Below are 17,069 nucleotides of genomic sequence, written 5' to 3'. Positions count from 1 at the left end.
TCAGCCGACCAGCGGTGCAACGAACTCGCACGGGACGGGGTGTGGATGCTCCGGATCGAGCGCGTTGAGGACATACATCGCCGCGCGCCGGCTGGCGGCAATGGACAGGTGGTCGGAATAGTCGATATCGCACCCGTCCTGCACGACGATGGTGGTTGCGTTCGGTGCATCGCCGGCGCCGGCGGTATAGGGCACGACGAACTCGTCGTATCGGGTCAGGATGTTGGTATAGACAACCCCTGGCGCGTAGAGCCCGTCGCTGTTCAGTTCTGTCAGCAGCGGCGAGCCGGCGAGCACCTGCATGCACGACTCGCACACGGCATCCATCGAGCCTTCGAAGTCCGGCCCGAAGCCGTTGCGCCGCGCGTAGTCTCGCGCGGTCACCGCACCGAACGCCGCCGATCCGGTGTGGTTGGCGCCGAGCGAGACGATCCGGTGCACCACCGCCGCCCCGCCGCGGCGCTTGACGTAGTAGTTGGCCGCCACGGTGCCCTCGGAGTGCGCCACGATGTCGACCCGATGGGCCCCGGTCGCCGCCAGTACCCGGTCCACGAATGCCGCGATCTCCGCAGTGCTGCTTGCGATGTCGCGCAATCCGGCGAACGCGGGCACCGGCCACGGCTGCTGCGGGTAGCCACCGTAGGTGACCGCGAACACGCAGTAGCCCTCGTTCGCCAGCAGCGGTACGTAGGTGCCCCAGTCGGTTTGGGCATTGGAGGCGAAGCCGTGCACCAGCACCACCGGATCGGGATGCGCCGCGCCCGGAACGCAGTGCCAGTCGTTGCTTCCCGGCAACGACCCACCGGGGTTGCGCACCTCGTTCACGATCCCGGCCCCGAACACGTAGGGCACCGGCAGCTCGGCCCGTGCCACACCTCCGCTCAACCCCGAGGCCAATACCACCCCAGCGATCACTCCCACAGCAGCCCAGTGCCGCACAGTCCCCTACCTCATGATCTAGAACGTGTTGCAGCAATATAACGTGCGGCGCAGATTAACTCCAGTACAACTCCTATTTAATGGGGAAGAGACTGCATAGAACACGTTCTGGCTGTAACGCTGTTTCACATTAACCGCAGGCCGCCTCCATGCCGAGAATTTGATGGTCCCGCAGGCCCCGCGATAGCCCGCGGATTGCAAGCGCAGCGCCTCCCGGCCACGAACCGGCCGACACCGGTATGCGCGCCCGCTACGCGCGGACACCACTGCAGGTCGCGGGTCGGTCCATCACGCCGCCCTACCGCGCGGGGTTTTTCAGGTCGAAGTAGCTAATGGAGCGTCGGGCACTCGTTCGGCGCGGGCTCTGCGCGCAGCCTGGCGTCGATCCAGCTGGCGGCGCCGTCGGCACCGCCGACCATCGCGACCACATGCTCGCCCGGTACGGTGCGGAATTCGGCCGGGACACCGAGGCTGCACTGCTGCCGGTACATCTGCTGGGCCCCCGCGATGGGAATCCAGAAGTCGCTCCCCCCGTGGTAGACGTACAGCGGGGCGGCCGACTTGCGGTCCGTCAGGTTCGTCAGCCGCTCGATGTCCTCGGCGATACCGCTCTCGAGCGGATGGTCGATATTCGCGGCGACATCGATCGGAATTCCCACCGCGCCGAGCGGTCCGTCGGCATCACCGCATATGTCCTTCAGCGGTGAAGTCGCCACCCACTGCGCGAGATGGTTCATGTACTGCAGCATCTCGGGATGTACGCGCGCCATCGCCAACGACACCGACAACAGGATTCCGGACGCGCTGCGGCCATTGAACACGTGCGCTACCGCGCCGTAGTCGGTCACCAGCCCACCTACGGCCGCACCCACCAGCACACCCCCCAGCTCCGGTGCATACTCGTGCAGGAGCATCGTCGTCGCATACGACGCGATCGCCCCACCCGAATAGCCGCTGACCGCGAAACGACTGTCACCGAACTCTTTCGGAAGTTGCGACCGGATGGCACGAATCGAATCGAGGGTCACGTGCCCCGCGACCGTGGGCTCGGCATACGCCATCCGCGGGCCTTCGTGGTCGGGTACGAGGACCGCATGACCTTTGCTCAGCGCCGCACCGACTCCCGGTAGGAAGGCGTTGATGTCGTTGTTGTCGTGGACTCCGTGCGCGAAGGTATAGCCCGGGGTGCAGCGCAGCCCGAGCGCGTTGATCGGCATGGTGGTCACTTCCACCGGCCGGGCGCCGGGTCCGGTCCATGCCGCGGCGGGAACGAGGAAGGTCGCCGTGCCGTACGACGGTGCACCTGACGCCCCACTGGTTCGGAACTTCAACAGCAGTGCCCGCGCGATCGGCGCGTTGACGAGTGCGGCAGCCGGCGCCGTCACGTCACGTGATTCGATCAGCTGACCCGGACGCAATCCGTCGAGGCCGGCGGGCCACGCGTCGAACGCCGGGTCTCCGGTCGGCGACGGCAATATCGATTTCCACAGGGCCAACTGGTCGCCGGTCGTCTGCGCCGGTGTCCGGGACAGCGGCGGCCTAGGGATGGTGTGGTCGATCCACGCCTGCAGCGGGGACGGCGCCGGATCGGCCGCGGTCGGCGGCGGCCCAGATGTGCCGGGCGGCCCCTCGTCGGCTCGTGCGGGCTGCGCGGTGACCGCCATACACCCGGCCAGCAATGTGATTACAAGCATCGAAAGTGATCTCACCGATTTTCCTCATTCCGAACGACGTTGTCATATAACTTGTTTCATCAAGCTGTCTGCCGGCAGGGCGCCGAAGATCGTCCGCACCATCGTCTTGGTGCAGAGATTCGGCCGAGCCCGGCGGTCGAACCGGTCCGAAATGTCCCCGGCGTAGTGGCCGGAACGGCAGGTCCGCACCGATCCCGCCAGCGGCCGGACGTGGCTCGTACCGGTCCGGCCGAACCCGGCGAACCTCTACCGGGCGCGCGGCCTCATCGCGTTCCGGCGGCCGACCGGCCGCCGGAACGCGCTCCTATAACGATCATCCGGCCGCGAGTTCGGGTCGGACCGGGGTTAGCGCGGCACGGTACATTCGCTCGGTGCCGGCCCACCGCGCAACCGTGCGGTGATCCAGTCGTCGAGCCCCGGCGAGCCGGTGACATAACCGATCAAATGCTCGCCTGGTACGACGCGGAAGACGGCCGGCACACCACGGCTGCACTGTTGCTGGTACACACGCCGGGCGTCCTCGAGGGGAATCCAGGGATCGAGTGCGCCATGGTAGATGTACAGCGGCACAGCCGATTTACGGTCGGCCAAATTGAATTGGCCGTACAGCTTTTCGGCGATCGGGCTGTCGAGCGGGTCGCCGATGTTCGCCGCGACATCCATCGGGAATCCGACCACACCGAGCGGCCCGTCGACGTCGCCGCAGATGTCTCGCACCGGAGAGGTCGCGACCCACTGTGCGAGATGGTTCATGTACTGCAACATCTCGGGATGTTCACGCGCTATCGCCAACGTCACCGACAGCAGGATCCCGGAGGAGATGTTGCCGTTGAACCGGTGAGCCACGTCGGCATAGTCGGTGACCAGCCCACCCGAGGCCGCTCCCACCAGCACACCGGAAAGCTCTGGAGCGTACTCGTCGAGCAGCATCGCGGCTGCATAGGAGGCAATCGCCCCACCCGAGTAACCGATGGCCACATAGCGGCTCTGACCGAACTCGCCAGGCAGGTAGGCCCGCACGGCGCGGATCGAATCGAGCATCACGTGTCCGGCGACATTCGGCTCGGCGTAGGCCATCAGCGGGCCCTCGTGGTCGGGCACGAGGACCGCATGCCCCTGGCCGAGCGCCCACCAGATGGACGGCATAAACGTGGTGAGATCGGTGTTGGGGCGGTCGAGTACACCGTGCGACAGCTGGAAGCCCGGGGTGCAGTGCGTGCCGAGCGAGTTGATCGGCAGCGCGTTCACCTCCACCGGTCGGGTCCCGGGCCCGGTCCACTGGGCCGCCGGAACGATCAACGTCGCGGTACCGAAGGAGGGCGCCCCCGACGCCGAGGTGGAGCGGAACTTCAGCAGCACCGCGCGCTGAATCGGTATCGTCATTCGCGGGGCCGTGGTCGCCGTCACATCGCGCGACTCGATGATCTGGCCCGGACTCAGGGAACCGAGGCCTGCGGGCCAGGAATCGAAGGTCGGATCCTCCGTCTGCGGTGACAACACCGCACGCCACAATGCCGACTGCGAATCACCGACGGAATGCTGCGGCCCCGGAGCCAGCTGCGGTGCCGGTACGGTGCTGTTGATCCATTCCTGCAATGGCGATGGAGCGGGATTCGCCGCCGTCGACGGCGCGGGGCCGCCACCTGGCCCGTCGTCCGCCCGTGCGGGCTGCCCGCTCGACAACACGCAGCCGACCATTATCGAAACCGCAACTACCAGAAGCGCTCGCACAACCACATCCTTCATCCCCGGACGAACCCCACCGCGAGCGTACCTACTGTCGGTCCCGCCTACAAAAGATTTATGACCGGGCTGCGATCGATCGCGATTCTAATTTGCGGCAGTAAGAGCTGAGCACCAAACCCCTTCCCTCACCTGGCCGTTCACGGAGCCGGCCGACCTCGGTGGCGATGTCGTCGGTGGCCAGCCGCGCGTCGAGTAGCCTGACCGACATCCCCACCGACTACCTATAGGTGTTGCTGCGCAGAACCTTTCAAACGTAGACCCGTACACCGACACACTCGACGCTGTCGCGCGAGACCGCGGATCCCTTCTACGGGGAAGTCAACGCTGATCGGGGAGGTTTGCGTCCCAAAGGCACTCACCCACCATCATCACCCCTATTGGGGAGACGTCAAAATTGGCCGTTACCAACATCTTCTGCGTCAGTGTGGTGTCAAGTTCTCCCACGCGGCGCGCGACCTCAGCCCATCGCTGAACCGACTGCGGTGTCGCTGATCTCGACCAGCCGACGGCGTGCCTTCGGATCGTCGGCCTGCGCGTGGGGACGGCTCTGGCTGGTGCCATTGAAATACCGGCCCGTTGTCTGCGCCAGCCCCGGATCGCAGATCAGCCGAAGTGTGGCATTCGCGCCCTGGCCGACCGTGCTGATCGGCGTGATGCCGGATTCCAGCACCATGGTCGTCGCCATGAGTGTGGCCGGGTGCAGGGCGTTCACGGTGACGCCGGTCCCGTCGAGTTCCTCGGCGTACTCGATGGTAGCCATGATCATCGCCAGCTTGGCGCGGCAGTAGGCGGTGTACACGTCGTGGCCGTTCTCGGGGGTCGGATCGCCGAGGTTGATCTCGTGCTGCCCGGCGGAGGCTACGTTCACCACCCGCGCCGGAGCCGAGGCCCGCAGCAGCGGAAGCAAGCGCCGCGTCAGTCGATACGGGGCCAGATGGTTGACTGCCCACAGCAATTCGTTGCCGTCGGCGCTGAGTTCACGTTTCCCGTCCGGGGGGCCGCCGGTTCCGGCGTTGTTCACCAGCACATCCAATCGTGAAGTGCTGGCGATGATCTCGTCGGCCAGCTGGTCCACCTGCTCGAGTCGTGACAGGTCGGCCAGGATGATCCGCGGCGTGTGTCCGCCCGCGGCCGTTACCTCAGCCGCGACCGCATCGGCCCGATCGGGGTTGCGACCGTGCAGGATCAGCCGCGCGTCCGCTGCGCCGAGACGCACGGCGAGTTCGCGGCCGAGTCCGTCCGTGGCGCCCGTGATGAGCACGGTGCGATCGGTCATGCGGTCGATGTTGGTGTCGCTCATAACTTTTGCCGAGCGGTGTGTGCACGACGCGCGGATCGCCGGTGGCCGGCATCTTCGACTCAGCCACAGGAAGCCGTGTATCCAGGCAGCACGGCGTGAGCCTGGCTGTGGTGCGGGAAGCGCTCGTGCGACTGGTCGGTGAGGGCCTGGCCGAACGACTCACCAATCGCGGCTTCGCCGTCCCGGCTTTTTCCGATCACCGTTGGCAGCAGATCGGCGAGGCCCGCCGGACCATCGAGCCGGTCCTGCTACGCATGTCGATCGAACGTGGTGACGTCGACTGGGAGGGCGATGTCCGAGCTGCCCACCACCGCTTGGCGCGCACACCGGTATTCACCCCGGAGGACGGCGAGTACTACAGCGAGGCCTGGGCCGAGGCCCATCGGGTGTTCCATCGCACCCTTTTGGAAGGGAGCGGCAACCCGGTGTTGCTGGAGACCTTCGACCGGATGTGGGTCGCGAGCGAGCTGGCTCGCCGCTGGTCGGCGTACCGTGACCCCGACCGCGACGGCATCGACGAGCATCGCCGATTGGAGGAGGCGACACTGGCCCGCGACCCCGACACCGCCGCCGACCTACTGACCCGACACCTCACCCTCACGACGGCCGCACTGGCAGAACAAGAAAGCCGCCACCGACCTGACGTAGGTCGCCCTCCGACCGGCCGGAGCGTCGTCAGGTAGTGGCGGTTGGGACTGCGGCCACGGCGGCGTGGGGATCGGGAGCCGAACGGGGCACGGTCGCTTACTGATCCGATCCCCGCGTGGGGCGGACGAGCGGCAGGAAGATCATGTCAACGATCTGCTCGATGCCTTCCTCGGGCATCGGTTCGAGTGTCATGAGGACGTGATGGCGGAGCAGGTCCATGGGCAGGGCTCGGATCCGCGGAATCAACCGGTCGGGGTCGATTTCGCCGCGCTCGACGCCGGCCGCCAGAACGTCATCCAACGCGTGGTCGTGTCCGCCGATCAGGGCTTCGCGCATGTCGGCCAGGGTTCTGCCGGTCTCCTGATAGTAGCCACCAAGCTGCACGCCCAGCATGGTCGCGAGGTCGAGGCGGGCGTTGTTGGCCCTGCGTAGCAGTGTGATCAGATCGCCGCGCAGGCTGCCGGTGTCGGGCGTCGGGTTGCCACGCTGCGCGCCGACGTGGGCGATGGTCGCGTCCAGCAGTTCCTGCCGGGTGGCCCATCGGCGGGCGATGACCGGACGGCTGGTGCCGGCCCGATTGGCCACGGCCTCGAGGGTGAATCCGGCGTAGCCGTTCTCACGCAGCACCGCCCAGGCGGCGCTCAGCAGGGCCTCCTGCAGCGCCGACCCGCGGCGGCGGTGGACCCCTCGATCACTCTTTGGATGCACTTGCGCATCTTATCAACTACTCGTATTCCGAGGAGCATAAGATGCAGTTATGCATCTAATTAGCTGTCACGGGAGGAAGTGATGAGCGACCACGACATGATCCAGACCGACGTCCTTGTCATCGGTGCTGGTCCGGTAGGACTCACGCTGGCCTGCGATCTCGCCCGCCGGGGCATCACCTGCCGCGTGATCGAGCGGGACACCGCACCGAACCGCGCGTCCAAGGCCAAGACAATCCAGTCCCGCTCGCTGGAGGTACTGGACGACCTCGGCGCCGTCGACCACGTCGTGCGCACCGGCGTCGCCGATCTGCCGGTGCGATTCCACGATCGGTCCGGAGATGTTGTCGATCGGCCCTCGATCGTGGTGCGCGCCAGGGATACCTTTCACACTCCCTACCCCGACGCGCTGTGGATCGGGCAGTTCGATGTCGAGCACGCGCTGCGCGAACGACTGCGCGAACTGGGTGGCATGGTCGAATACGGCGTGGCAGCAGTCGACCTCACCCAGGACACCGAGGGGGTCGCGGTGACCCTGCGGACGGCGCAGGGCGACAGCACGATCCGGGCGCGCTACGTCGTGGGAACCGACGGCGGCAAGAGCACGACCCGCAAGCTGATCGACTTGCACTTGGAGGGACAGACCTACGAGTCGCAGCGCTGGTACATCGGCGATGTCACCGTCGCTGACCTGGACCACAGCCACATGCACATCTGGCCGTCCGACAAGGGAATGCTCGTGCTCACGCCGCTGCCCAACAGCGACCTGTTTCAACTCCAGACCCCCATCCCGGCGCAGGCGCAGCCGGCGGAACCGAGCCTCGAGCTGTACCAGCAACTGCTCGACGAACGAGCCGCCGACGTCAAGCTGACCAGCGCGAACTGGCTTTCGATCTATCGCGTCAACGTCCGCATGGTGACCGACTACCGCCGGGGCCGCGTACTGCTAGCGGGCGACGCCGCGCACGTGCACTCGCCGGCCGGCGGTCAGGGCATGAACACCGGGATCCAGGACGCCTACAACTTGGGCTGGAAACTGGGTGCGGTCGTCGAAGGAGCAGACCCCGGCCTGCTGGACACCTATGGCGCCGAGCGGATTCCCGTTGCCCGCAGGGTCCTCGCGTTGAGCACGGACAAGATCGACCGCACGACCGAGCGGATGGGCGGCGATATCGACGAGCTGAGTTCGGCCCTGGGCGAGATCGCCGATGACGCCGTCACCACCGGCCTCGGCATCCACTACCACCCCAAACAAGCTGCGGCCAACTCCGCGGCACCGGTTGCCGGCGACCGGGCACCGAACGTCACCGGCCTGGCGGGCCCCGAGTTCAGCGGCGATCTGTTCGACCTCACCCGCGGCCCGCACTGGAACCTGATCGCCTTCGACAACGACGATCCCACCATCGCCGATAACCTCGACCCGATCCACATGCGCGTGCACCGGATCAGTTCCACGACAGCACGCGGGATTCTCGATGGCCGTGGCGAATTCCAGGAAATCTACGCACCCCGCCCGGGCGAGCTCATCCTGATCCGCCCAGACGGCCACATCGCCGCGCGTGGCACCGAAATCCAGCCGCCCCTGCTTTGGCAATAGCAGCCACCGCAACCGGGCTCCCGGTCCCACCGCGCAGGTCGGTGGCGGCTACTTCGACGCAACACGCCCAAAGCGGCCCCGATTGGACCACAATGGGGTGAGGGGGCATCGAACACATAGGCGATCGGATGGAGGTGGATACGACTCAGACCAGGTATCGGCTAGACGATGAGTCCCCTGCGCCGGCCGCGGTCGCCTTCGTGCACAAGCGCCTGGATGCGACCGATCTGCACGCGTTCATCCGGTCCTCACCGGCCAAGCTGATCGCCCTCGGGTTGCTGCTGGTGGCATTGTGCCTGCTGGCGGGTGCGGTGACGGCCACGGCGGTGAGCAGCCGCCAGCACTCCCTGGACTATCTGCTGAACACGGCCGAACCGGATGCCAATTTGGCGCAGAGCCTGTACACCTCGCTGTCGATGACCGACGCCGCCGCCGGCACCGCGTTCCTGTCCAGCGGACTGGAACCCACATCGGTGCGCGACCGCTACAACCAGGCACTCGGCGAGGCCTCGGCCGACCTGGTCGCGCAGTCGAACAGCGCCGACGACGCTCCGGACTCTCAGCTGCGCACCCGCATCGCGACCGGATTGCCCGTCTACGCCGGCCTGGTCGAAACCGCCCGCGCCAACAACCGAGACGACCATTCCGTGGGCGCCGCCTACCTGAGCGAGGCGTCGCACCTGATGCGGACCACGATGCTGCCGGCGGCGGCAGAACTGCAGCAGCACCGGTCCGACGCGATCATCGCCACCCAGCGCCATCACGTGCGGCCGCCATGGTCGGCGATCCTGCTGCCGCCGGTGGCGCTGGCCGCGTTGGTCGCCGTCCAGCTGTATCTGGCGCGACGCTGGCGCCGGGTGTTCAACCTGGGCCTGCTGCTGACCTCCGTCACAGTGGTCAGCCTGCTGACCTGGACCGTGCTCGCCGGGTCGATCTCGGCAGTCTCGACCACCGAGGCCCGCGACAACGGCATGGTGCCGGCCACCGAGCTGACCCAGAGCCGCATCCAGGTGGAGCGGGCCCGTGCCGCCGAAACCCTGAAACTTGTGCGCCGCCAAGTCGGTGGCGACTACGACCGCAACTACGACGACGCCACCACCAAAGTGGCCCAGTTGCTCAACCAATACCCGCGCCGCGCAACAGATTTCAGCGACGTCAGCACTGCCCGCGCCGCCCTGGTCCGCTGGCGCGAAGCGCACCAGCGGATGAACGACGCGCTGGCCCGCGGCGACTTCCCGGGCGCCGACGCGATCGCGGTCGGCCCCGACCCGACCGGAGCTGCCGTGAACGTGGACACGCTCGACCACGCGCTCGGTAACGGCATCGCTGAGACCCGAAACACGTTGCGCGCCGGAATCTTCGACGCGGCCCGCGCACTGGATCTGCTCGCACCGGGCGCGCTGGCGCTGTCGGTGCTGGCCGCGGCGTTCGTGGTGCTGGGTCTGTGGCCGAGACTGCGGGAGTACCGATGACTGCGCGGCGAACCTTGACCATCCTGCTGGCGGCGACCGCTCTGCTGGTGCCGGGCTGCGGCCAGGAGTTGCACTCGCCCCCCGATCGCACGGTCGGCTACAACGAACCGCCGCCGCTGCCCGTGAACGCCGCTCCGGCGGCGACCAATTCGCCACCCCCGCCGGATATCGGGCAGCACTGCGGGGATCCGACGGCCAGCCTGCGCCCGGTCGATGTCGGCCGCGGCCCCAACCTCGACGCCATTCGCGCCCGCGGCCGGCTAGTAGTCGGAACGGACGCGAGCACCAGTCTGTTCAGCTTCCGAGATCCGGTCAGCGGCACCACCCTCGCCGGTTTCGACATCGACATCGCCAAGGAGATCGCCCGCGATCTGTTCGGCGACCCCGAACGGGTGGAATACCGGATGCTCGGCTCCGACGAACGCGAGCGCGTCCTGCAAGAGCACACCGTCGATGTGGTGGTGAAGACCATGACCGTCACCTGCGACCGGCGGCAGGACGCCGCATTCTCCAGCGTGTACCTGATGGCGCATCAGCGGGTATTGGCGGCGAAGAACTCCGGCATCACCGGACTGGCCGACCTGGCCGGCAAGCGCGTGTGCGTGGTCCCCGGCACCACCTCGCTGGACCGGATCCGGCGCGAGCAGCCCGCCGCCTCCATTCTGACCGTACCGACCTGGGACGACTGCCTGGTCGTGCTGCAGCAGCGCGAAGTGGACGCAGTGAGCACCGACGACATGGTGCTCGCCGGCCTGGCTGTCCAGGACCCGAACATCGAGGTGGTCGGCGGCAATATCGCCGACGAGCCGTACGCTGTCGGCATCCCCAAGGGCAACGACGACGTCGTGCGGTTCGTCGATGCCACCCTGGAACGCATCCGCGCCGACGGCACCTGGGATCGCCTCTATCAGCATTGGCTGTCGCCGCTGCTCGGCCCCTCCCCCGGTCCGCCACAGCCGCACTATGCGGACTGATACCGACGTCCGAGCGGGGAGCTACCCGGTTTTACGATTCTCTCGTACCTTGCGGCGGAAGGCGAGTTCGTCCTCGGGGCGCTCGGTATGGCTCTCCGCCCGCTCGGCCGGAAAGGCGGCGATCGCGCCGGTCAGCTCGCGCATGGCGCCGCTGACGGCGATGCCGAAGACGCCCTGCCCACCCTGCAGTAAATCGACGACCTCCTCGGGCGAGGCGCACTCGTAGACCGTTGCGCCGTCGGAGAACAGGGTGATGCCGGCCAGATCCTCGACCCCGCGGCTGCGCAGGTGATCGACCGCGATGCGAATGTTCTGCAGCGAGATACCGGCATCCAGTAGCCGCTTGACGATCTTCAGGACCAGGATGTCCTTGAACGAGTACAGCCGCTGGCTGCCCGACCCGGTGGCGCTGCGGATCGACGGGACGACCAGGCCGGTGCGGGCCCAGTAGTCGAGCTGCCGGTAGGTGATCCCGGCCACCTGGCATGCGCTGGGCACCCGGTAGCCCACCAGTTCGTCGGGCACGGTGTCATCGGGGAACAGCCCTGGCTGCACCACCGCGGCGGGCCGCGTCTCAGATGGTGTCTGCGGTTGGTCTCCCACTGACTACTCCCTCACTGCATTGCCGAAGCAGAACAACGGCCTAACTGTCGAGGCTACCCTTCCGATTGTCTCGGCAGCACGGGCATCGAACCAAACTCCGCTCGGAGCGTGTTTCTCGACCTCTACGTGAGAGTTATTGCTACTGGCAAACTCCCGGTCATCGGCACGTTGGAGCGTGCCGAGGTGACGACCCGCTCGAGCAAGCCGAGATGCCGTCGGGCCCGCCTCAGCTGTCCGTCGCCTTGAAGTCGTCCGGGGAGACCGATTCCAGGAATTCCTTGAACTTCTCCACCTCGTCCTCGCGCTCGTCGGGCATTACCAGCCCCGCCTCCTCGAGCACCGGCTCCTCCGCGTAGATCGGGCAACCCACCCGCAAGGCGATGGCTACCGAATCCGACGGACGCGCCGAGATCCGCAGATCGTTCTCGAACACCAGGTCCGCGTAGAAGGTGCCCTCCTGCAGATCCACGATCCGGACCTCTTTGAGGGTATGCCCCAAATCGTGGATCAGGATCTTGATCAGGTCGTGAGTGAGCGGGCGGATAGGCGTGACGCCCTCCTGCTCGAGCACGATCGCCGTCGCCTCGGCCTGGCCGATCCAGATCGGTAGGTACCGATCGCCGGACACCTCACGGAGCAACAGCACGGGCTGATTCTGGGGTTGCTCGACACGGATGCCGATCACACGCATTTCAGTCATGACTCGCCACTGCCTCCCAATACTCGCGGCCGTCCAGCATGCCACCACGAGGGCCGACCGTAACACCGAGTCTAGGCGAAGATTTCAGCCTCCGAGGGTGCCCCGCACCGACGTCTTCACAAGGCTGGTATGCAGCGTCAGCGACAATGCCGCGAGTTCGCGCACGGTCTCCTCCGCGCGTGCTCGCGCATCGGCGTCGCGGCTCTTGGCGATCGGCGCCACGATCTGCGCGATCATCGCCGCCTCGCGATCCGCGGCGAGCTTGAACGCGCGCAGATGCCGCGCCTCCAAACCGAATTCACTCATCGCCTTGGCCGTGCGCGCCAGCGTCACCGCCTCGGCGTCGAAATACCCGGCCGCGCCCGGGGTAATCAGATTGGCGCGGATCAGCTCGGCCAGGAACTTCTCCTCGATCCCGGCCTGTTCGAGCAGATCCGTACGGGCGATACGGATTTCGGCGTCGAACCGGAGCTCGTCCGGGGTCACCTCACTCGGGACCACGCCCAGCCTCCGCGGCGGGGCGAGAGCCGGGCCGGGCCGGGCGGGCTCGGGCATACGCCCCGAACCGCCGGACCCGTTCGTGGCGCCGTCCGCCCGAGCGCGCGCCTCGCGCACCCCGAGCGTCGCGGCACCGCTGTCGATCGCCTCCAGCTGCTCCTTGATCACCTTCAACGGCAGGTACTGGTCACGCTGCGCGGTCAGCACGAACTTGAGCCGTTCCACATCCGCGACCGAAAACCTGCGGTAACCCGAGGGCGTACGCTCCGGGCTGATCAGCCCCTCCGACTCGAGGAAGCGGATCTTGGAGATGGTGATGTCCGGAAAATCCGGACGCAGTAGATCCAGCACGGAGCCGATCGACATCCCTCCGCGGGTCCACTGCGCAGCGCCTGTCATCTCGTGCCGAGTCCTACAGCCCGGCCGTCTCGCCGGCGGGTCGCGGGCCGGTCAGGAACACCAGGCGGAACTTGCCGATCTGCACCTCGTCACCGTTCTGCAGCTCCGAGGAATCCACCGGTTCGCGGTTGACGTACGTGCCGTTCAGGCTGCCCACATCGACCACCTGGAAGGTGTCCTCGTCCTGCCGGAACTCCGCGTGACGACGGCTCACCGTGACATCGTCGAGAAAGATGTCGCTGTCGGGGTGGCGCCCCGCCGAGGTGGTCGGCTGATCCAGCAGGAATCGCGAGCCCGCATTCGGTCCGCGCTTGACCACCAGCAGCGCCGCGCCCGCGGGCAGCCCCTCGACACCCTGCACCGGCTGCTCGCCGGTCTGCTCCCCGGAGCGCGACGCGTCGACCTCGTTGAGGAAATCAGCGCGGAATACCGATGTCGTCTCGGCCGCGCTCTCCCCGTAACCCGGGTCTTTGTTCTCGCTCACCCTTGCTCTCCTCCTCGAACCGATTATCCGTACAAGCTTCCGATTCCGACACTGCCGTCACCCAGCGCGACCGGCTGTCGCGCCCTTCGACATTCCGGACCGGCCGCCCGCACATCTGTTGGCATTGACCGTACCCTGCCAGGGCGATCCCGTGCAGGTAGAACTGTGAAGGCCGCTTCAGCCTGCGGTAACTCCTTGATAACCCGCGGCGTCGAGCAGTTCGGCGAGCGCGGAATCCAGCGTTGCCGCGTCCTGCACCTCGAGCTCGAACAGCCAGCCGTCGCCGTACGGGTCGGTGTTGAGGTTCTCGGGCGAGGCATCCAGATCGTCGTTCACCGCAACGACTTTCGCGGCGAACGGGGCGTAGATGTCCGAGACGCTCTTGGTGGATTCGACCTCGGCGATGCCCTCGCCGGACTTGGCGTCGGTCTCCACCGCGGGCAGCTGCACGAACACGATGTCACCGAGCTGTGACTGGGCGAAATCGGTGATGCCCACCCGCACGCGTGTCGGGCCCAGTCGACGCACCCATTCGTGCTCCTCGGTATAGCGCAAATCCTCGGGAAGGTCGGTCACAGCAGAAGTTCCTTTCGCGGGGCGTGCCTGTGGCGAACACTTTAATCACTGCGGCGAATTGCGCGGTATGGCCGGTATCGCGCGGCCCACCGCCAGGGCCTTGCCGAGATAGAGCACTCCGGTCCACACGTAGACCGCCGTGCCCCAGATCAGAAATGCCCACCCGAAGGCCCGCCCGAAACCTGCCAGCGGCCAATCCATCTGACCGGCCAGCAGCCACGGCAGCGCGGCCATCAGCGCGAACGTCGCGGCCTTGCCGAGATAGATCACCTCCGGCGGATCCAGGGCGCGGCGGCGATAGATCGACAGCGTCGCGGTCAGCACCAGATCCCGGCCGATCAGCACGACCACGAACGGCCACGGCAGGATCCCGCGCACCAGCAGCCCGAGCAGCGTGGCAACCAGGTAGAGCCGGTCGACGAGCGGATCCAGCAGCGCGCCCAGGCGCGAATACTGATCCAGCAGCCGGGCGAGCTTGCCGTCCAGGTAGTCGGTGACGCCGCTGGCCACCAGCAACGCGAACGCCCAGCCGTCGGCCTTGACGGCGAGCACCAGCCACAGGAACACCGGCACCCCGATCAGCCGCAGCACGCTGAGCGCATTGGGCACGGTCAGGATGCGATCCGGGGTCGCCGCCGCGCGCTCGCGCTCGGGCACCGGCTCGGTGTCCGGTGCCGGCGGCTCGGCGCCGGGTTCGCTCGTCACAGCCTGTTGCTTACCCCAATCCGGCGCAAACCGCCATTCTCCCTAGCGGTGCGCCGCGCCGACGCGGGTCGGTCACGGGGTAGGCGACGCGGCACGCCACGATGACACGGCGGTCGGTCACGGGGTAGGCGACGCGGCACGCCACGCTGACACGGCCGTCCGCGCCAGGGCTCTTTACCACGCGCGAACCCGCCCGCGGCCGCCGCACACCGCCCGGCGCGGTCGGTCAGGGGGTGGGCGGCGCGGCCAGCCGTGATGACAGAATGAGCCGGAAAGTGTTCCACGCGGCGCGCGCGTCCGGCGTGCTTGTGCGAGAGGAAGACCATGTCCGACTTCGACTACGACGTGATCGTGATCGGCTCCGGCTTCGGCGGTAGCGTCAGCGCGCTGCGGCTGACCGAGAAGGGCTACCGCGTCGCCGTGCTCGAATCCGGCCGCCGGTGGCCGGCCGAGTCCATTCCGAAGTCGAATTGGAATGTGCGCAAGTCGATCTGGGCGCCCCGGCTGGGCCTGACCGGTCCGCAGCGGATCAGCCTGCTCGGCAAGTGCGCGGTGTTCTCCGCGTCCGGGGTCGGCGGTGGCTCGCTGATCTACGGCAACACTCTCTACGAGCCGCTGCCCAACTTCTACCGCGACCGGCAGTGGGCCCACATCACCGACTGGCGCGACGAGCTCGCCCCGTACTACGACCAGGCCAAGCGCATGCTCGGCGTGGCGCCCAATCCGCGCGTCACCGCCGCGGACGACGTGATCCGCGAGATCGCGGAGGATCTCGGCGTCGCGGACACCTACCACCCCACCAACGTGGGCGTCTTCTTCAACGAGGACGATCCGGGCACGGAGGTGGACGACCCGTACTTCGGCGGCGCGGGCCCGCGCCGCAACGGCTGCATCCACTGCGCGCGCTGCTTCACCGGCTGCCCGCACAACGCCAAGAACACCACCCCCACCAACTACCTCTACCTGGCCGAGCAGGCCGGGGCGCACGTGGTCGAGCTGACCACCGCGACCAAGGTGCGCCCGATGGTCGGGGGCGGGTACGCCATCGAGACCGCCCGCTCGGATCGCTGGATTCGCAAGCAGCGCAGAACCTTCACCGCCGAGCAGGTGGTGTTCGCCGCGGCCGCCCTGGGCACCCAGAAGCTGCTGCACAAGATGCGGGAGGAGAAGGTGCTGCCGCGGCTGTCGCCGCGGCTGGGCGAACTCACCCGCAGCAACTCCGAGGCCATCCTGAACGTGGTGAGCCGCGAGCGGAGCGATTTCGCCGAGGGCGTGGCCATCACCTCCTCCATCCACCCCGAGCCGGACACCCACATCGAGGTGTGCCACTACGGCAAGGGACAGAACGCGCTGTTTCCGATGTCCGTGCCGATCGTGGACGGCGGCGCGTTCCGCTTCCTGCGGTTCCTGCTGGCGACGGTCGTGCATCCGATGGTGTTCCTGCGCAGCCTCAATTCCAGGCACGCGTCGGAGAAGTCGGTGATCCTGCTGGTCATGCAGTCCCTGGACAACTCGCTGACCTCCTACCGGCGGTGGGGGCAGCTGCGCACCAAGCAGGGCACCGGCACCCCGAATCCGACCTGGATCCCGGTGGCCCACGACATCGGCCGCCGCTTCGGGGAGAAGGTGGGCGGCGACGTGCACGGCCTGGCCATGGACGTGTTCAACATCCCCGCGACAGCGCACTACATCGGTGGCTGTGTGATCGGCGAGGGACCCGAGAGCGGCGTGGTCGACCCCTATCAGCGCGTATTCGGCCATCCGGGCCTGCACATCGCCGACGGCTCGGCGGTGACCGCGAATCTGGGCGTCAACCCGTCACTGACCATCACCGCGCAGGCCGAGCGCGCAATGGCGTTCTGGCCCAACAAGGGTGCGGCCGATCCGCGCCCGGAGCTGGGCGAGTCGTACCGGCGGATCGAGCCGGTCGCACCGATCCAGCCGTCGGTGCCCGTGTGGGCGCCGGGCGCGCTGCGGCTGCCGATCACCCCCGTCGATCCGGTCTTCCGGTAAACACTTACGGGCCA

General features: G+C 67.3%; 16 protein-coding genes. 5 read left to right on the top strand and 11 right to left on the bottom strand.

What is annotated here, in order from left to right:
• From ABH933_RS31670 to ABH933_RS31655, 4 genes are all read right to left on the bottom strand, one after another.
• Complete coding sequence (locus ABH933_RS31670; RefSeq protein WP_429423362.1) at positions 1-873, bottom strand: esterase/lipase family protein; 873 nt, start codon at positions 871-873, stop codon at positions 1-3.
• A 395-nt stretch (positions 874-1,268) separates the two neighbouring features.
• A complete protein-coding gene (locus ABH933_RS31665; protein WP_429423361.1) occupies positions 1,269-2,648 on the bottom strand; it encodes a lipase family protein in 1,380 nt (459 codons plus the stop codon).
• Between the two features lie 330 nt (positions 2,649-2,978).
• Positions 2,979-4,016: a lipase family protein gene (locus ABH933_RS31660; protein WP_429423360.1), complete on the bottom strand. Its 1,038-nt coding sequence runs from the start codon at positions 4,014-4,016 to the stop codon at positions 2,979-2,981.
• Between the two features lie 820 nt (positions 4,017-4,836).
• Complete coding sequence (locus tag ABH933_RS31655) at positions 4,837-5,655, bottom strand: SDR family NAD(P)-dependent oxidoreductase (protein WP_429423359.1); 819 nt, start codon at positions 5,653-5,655, stop codon at positions 4,837-4,839.
• A gap of 119 nt (positions 5,656-5,774) precedes the next feature.
• Between ABH933_RS31655 and ABH933_RS31650 the strand changes: the two genes are divergently transcribed.
• Positions 5,775-6,362, top strand: a complete 588-nt coding sequence (locus ABH933_RS31650; RefSeq protein ID WP_429423358.1) for a GntR family transcriptional regulator — start codon at positions 5,775-5,777, stop codon at positions 6,360-6,362.
• Between the two features lie 61 nt (positions 6,363-6,423).
• On the opposite strand, the gene ABH933_RS31645 is transcribed toward ABH933_RS31650, so the two are convergent.
• Positions 6,424-7,035, bottom strand: a complete 612-nt coding sequence (locus tag ABH933_RS31645) for a TetR/AcrR family transcriptional regulator (protein ID WP_429423357.1) — start codon at positions 7,033-7,035, stop codon at positions 6,424-6,426.
• An 81-nt stretch (positions 7,036-7,116) separates the two neighbouring features.
• Here ABH933_RS31645 and ABH933_RS31640 point away from each other — a divergent pair, with 81 nt between their 5' ends.
• The 3 genes from ABH933_RS31640 to ABH933_RS31630 all read left to right on the top strand — a co-directional run bounded on the left by ABH933_RS31640 (position 7,117) and on the right by ABH933_RS31630 (position 11,077).
• A complete protein-coding gene (locus tag ABH933_RS31640; RefSeq protein ID WP_429423356.1) occupies positions 7,117-8,631 on the top strand; it encodes an FAD-dependent oxidoreductase in 1,515 nt (504 codons plus the stop codon).
• Between the two features lie 128 nt (positions 8,632-8,759).
• Positions 8,760-10,103, top strand: a complete 1,344-nt coding sequence (locus ABH933_RS31635) for a hypothetical protein (protein ID WP_429423355.1) — start codon at positions 8,760-8,762, stop codon at positions 10,101-10,103.
• Complete coding sequence (locus ABH933_RS31630) at positions 10,100-11,077, top strand: glutamate ABC transporter substrate-binding protein (protein ID WP_429423354.1); 978 nt, start codon at positions 10,100-10,102, stop codon at positions 11,075-11,077. Before ABH933_RS31635 ends, ABH933_RS31630 begins: the two co-directional genes overlap by 4 nt.
• Positions 11,078-11,098: 21 nt before the next feature.
• Here the strand turns inward: ABH933_RS31630 and ABH933_RS31625 are convergent, their stop codons facing one another.
• The 6 genes from ABH933_RS31625 to ABH933_RS31600 all read right to left on the bottom strand — a co-directional run bounded on the left by ABH933_RS31625 (position 11,099) and on the right by ABH933_RS31600 (position 14,994).
• Complete coding sequence (locus tag ABH933_RS31625) at positions 11,099-11,680, bottom strand: MerR family transcriptional regulator (protein ID WP_308166478.1); 582 nt, start codon at positions 11,678-11,680, stop codon at positions 11,099-11,101.
• A gap of 226 nt (positions 11,681-11,906) precedes the next feature.
• On the bottom strand, positions 11,907-12,380 hold the full coding sequence (locus ABH933_RS31620) for a bifunctional nuclease family protein (RefSeq protein WP_215916800.1): 474 nt from the start codon (positions 12,378-12,380) through the stop codon (positions 11,907-11,909).
• An 84-nt stretch (positions 12,381-12,464) separates the two neighbouring features.
• Positions 12,465-13,244, bottom strand: a complete 780-nt coding sequence (locus ABH933_RS31615; protein ID WP_429455186.1) for a MerR family transcriptional regulator — start codon at positions 13,242-13,244, stop codon at positions 12,465-12,467.
• Between the two features lie 46 nt (positions 13,245-13,290).
• A complete protein-coding gene (gene odhI / locus ABH933_RS31610) occupies positions 13,291-13,761 on the bottom strand; it encodes an oxoglutarate dehydrogenase inhibitor Odhl (RefSeq protein ID WP_429423352.1) in 471 nt (156 codons plus the stop codon).
• A gap of 177 nt (positions 13,762-13,938) precedes the next feature.
• A complete protein-coding gene (gcvH, locus tag ABH933_RS31605; RefSeq protein WP_215916797.1) occupies positions 13,939-14,337 on the bottom strand; it encodes a glycine cleavage system protein GcvH in 399 nt (132 codons plus the stop codon).
• Between the two features lie 45 nt (positions 14,338-14,382).
• Positions 14,383-14,994 (bottom strand): CDP-alcohol phosphatidyltransferase family protein, encoded by a 612-nt coding sequence (locus ABH933_RS31600; RefSeq protein WP_429423486.1) that lies wholly within the window; start codon positions 14,992-14,994, stop codon positions 14,383-14,385.
• Positions 14,995-15,366: 372 nt separating this feature from the next.
• On the opposite strand from ABH933_RS31600, the gene ABH933_RS31595 reads away from it, so the two are divergent.
• Complete coding sequence (locus ABH933_RS31595) at positions 15,367-17,055, top strand: GMC oxidoreductase (RefSeq protein ID WP_429423351.1); 1,689 nt, start codon at positions 15,367-15,369, stop codon at positions 17,053-17,055.
• Positions 17,056-17,069: the final 14 nt, after the last annotated feature.

The organism is Nocardia sp. GP40 (assembly GCF_050434125.1).
Classification (GTDB): domain Bacteria; phylum Actinomycetota; class Actinomycetes; order Mycobacteriales; family Mycobacteriaceae; genus Nocardia; species Nocardia albiluteola.
Note: the sequence above shows the minus strand (reverse complement) of the source record. Positions and strands in the feature narration are given on the sequence as shown.

What these genes read in the sequence shown, in the direction of transcription:
- ABH933_RS31640 (WP_429423356.1), top strand. Translation starts at nt 7,117, where the DNA reads ATGAGCGACCACGACATGATCCAGACCGACGTCCTTGTCATCGGTGCT.
- ABH933_RS31630 (WP_429423354.1), top strand. Translation starts at nt 10,100, where the DNA reads ATGACTGCGCGGCGAACCTTGACCATCCTGCTGGCGGCGACCGCTCTG.
- ABH933_RS31635 (WP_429423355.1), top strand. Translation starts at nt 8,760, where the DNA reads ATGGAGGTGGATACGACTCAGACCAGGTATCGGCTAGACGATGAGTCC.
- ABH933_RS31655 (WP_429423359.1), bottom strand. Translation starts at nt 5,655, where the DNA reads ATGACCGATCGCACCGTGCTCATCACGGGCGCCACGGACGGACTCGGC.
- ABH933_RS31620 (WP_215916800.1), bottom strand. Translation starts at nt 12,380, where the DNA reads ATGACTGAAATGCGTGTGATCGGCATCCGTGTCGAGCAACCCCAGAAT.
- ABH933_RS31595 (WP_429423351.1), top strand. Translation starts at nt 15,367, where the DNA reads ATGTCCGACTTCGACTACGACGTGATCGTGATCGGCTCCGGCTTCGGC.
- ABH933_RS31615 (WP_429455186.1), bottom strand. Translation starts at nt 13,244, where the DNA reads ATGTCGATCGGCTCCGTGCTGGATCTACTGCGTCCGGATTTTCCGGAC.
- ABH933_RS31660 (WP_429423360.1), bottom strand. Translation starts at nt 4,016, where the DNA reads ATGACGATACCGATTCAGCGCGCGGTGCTGCTGAAGTTCCGCTCCACC.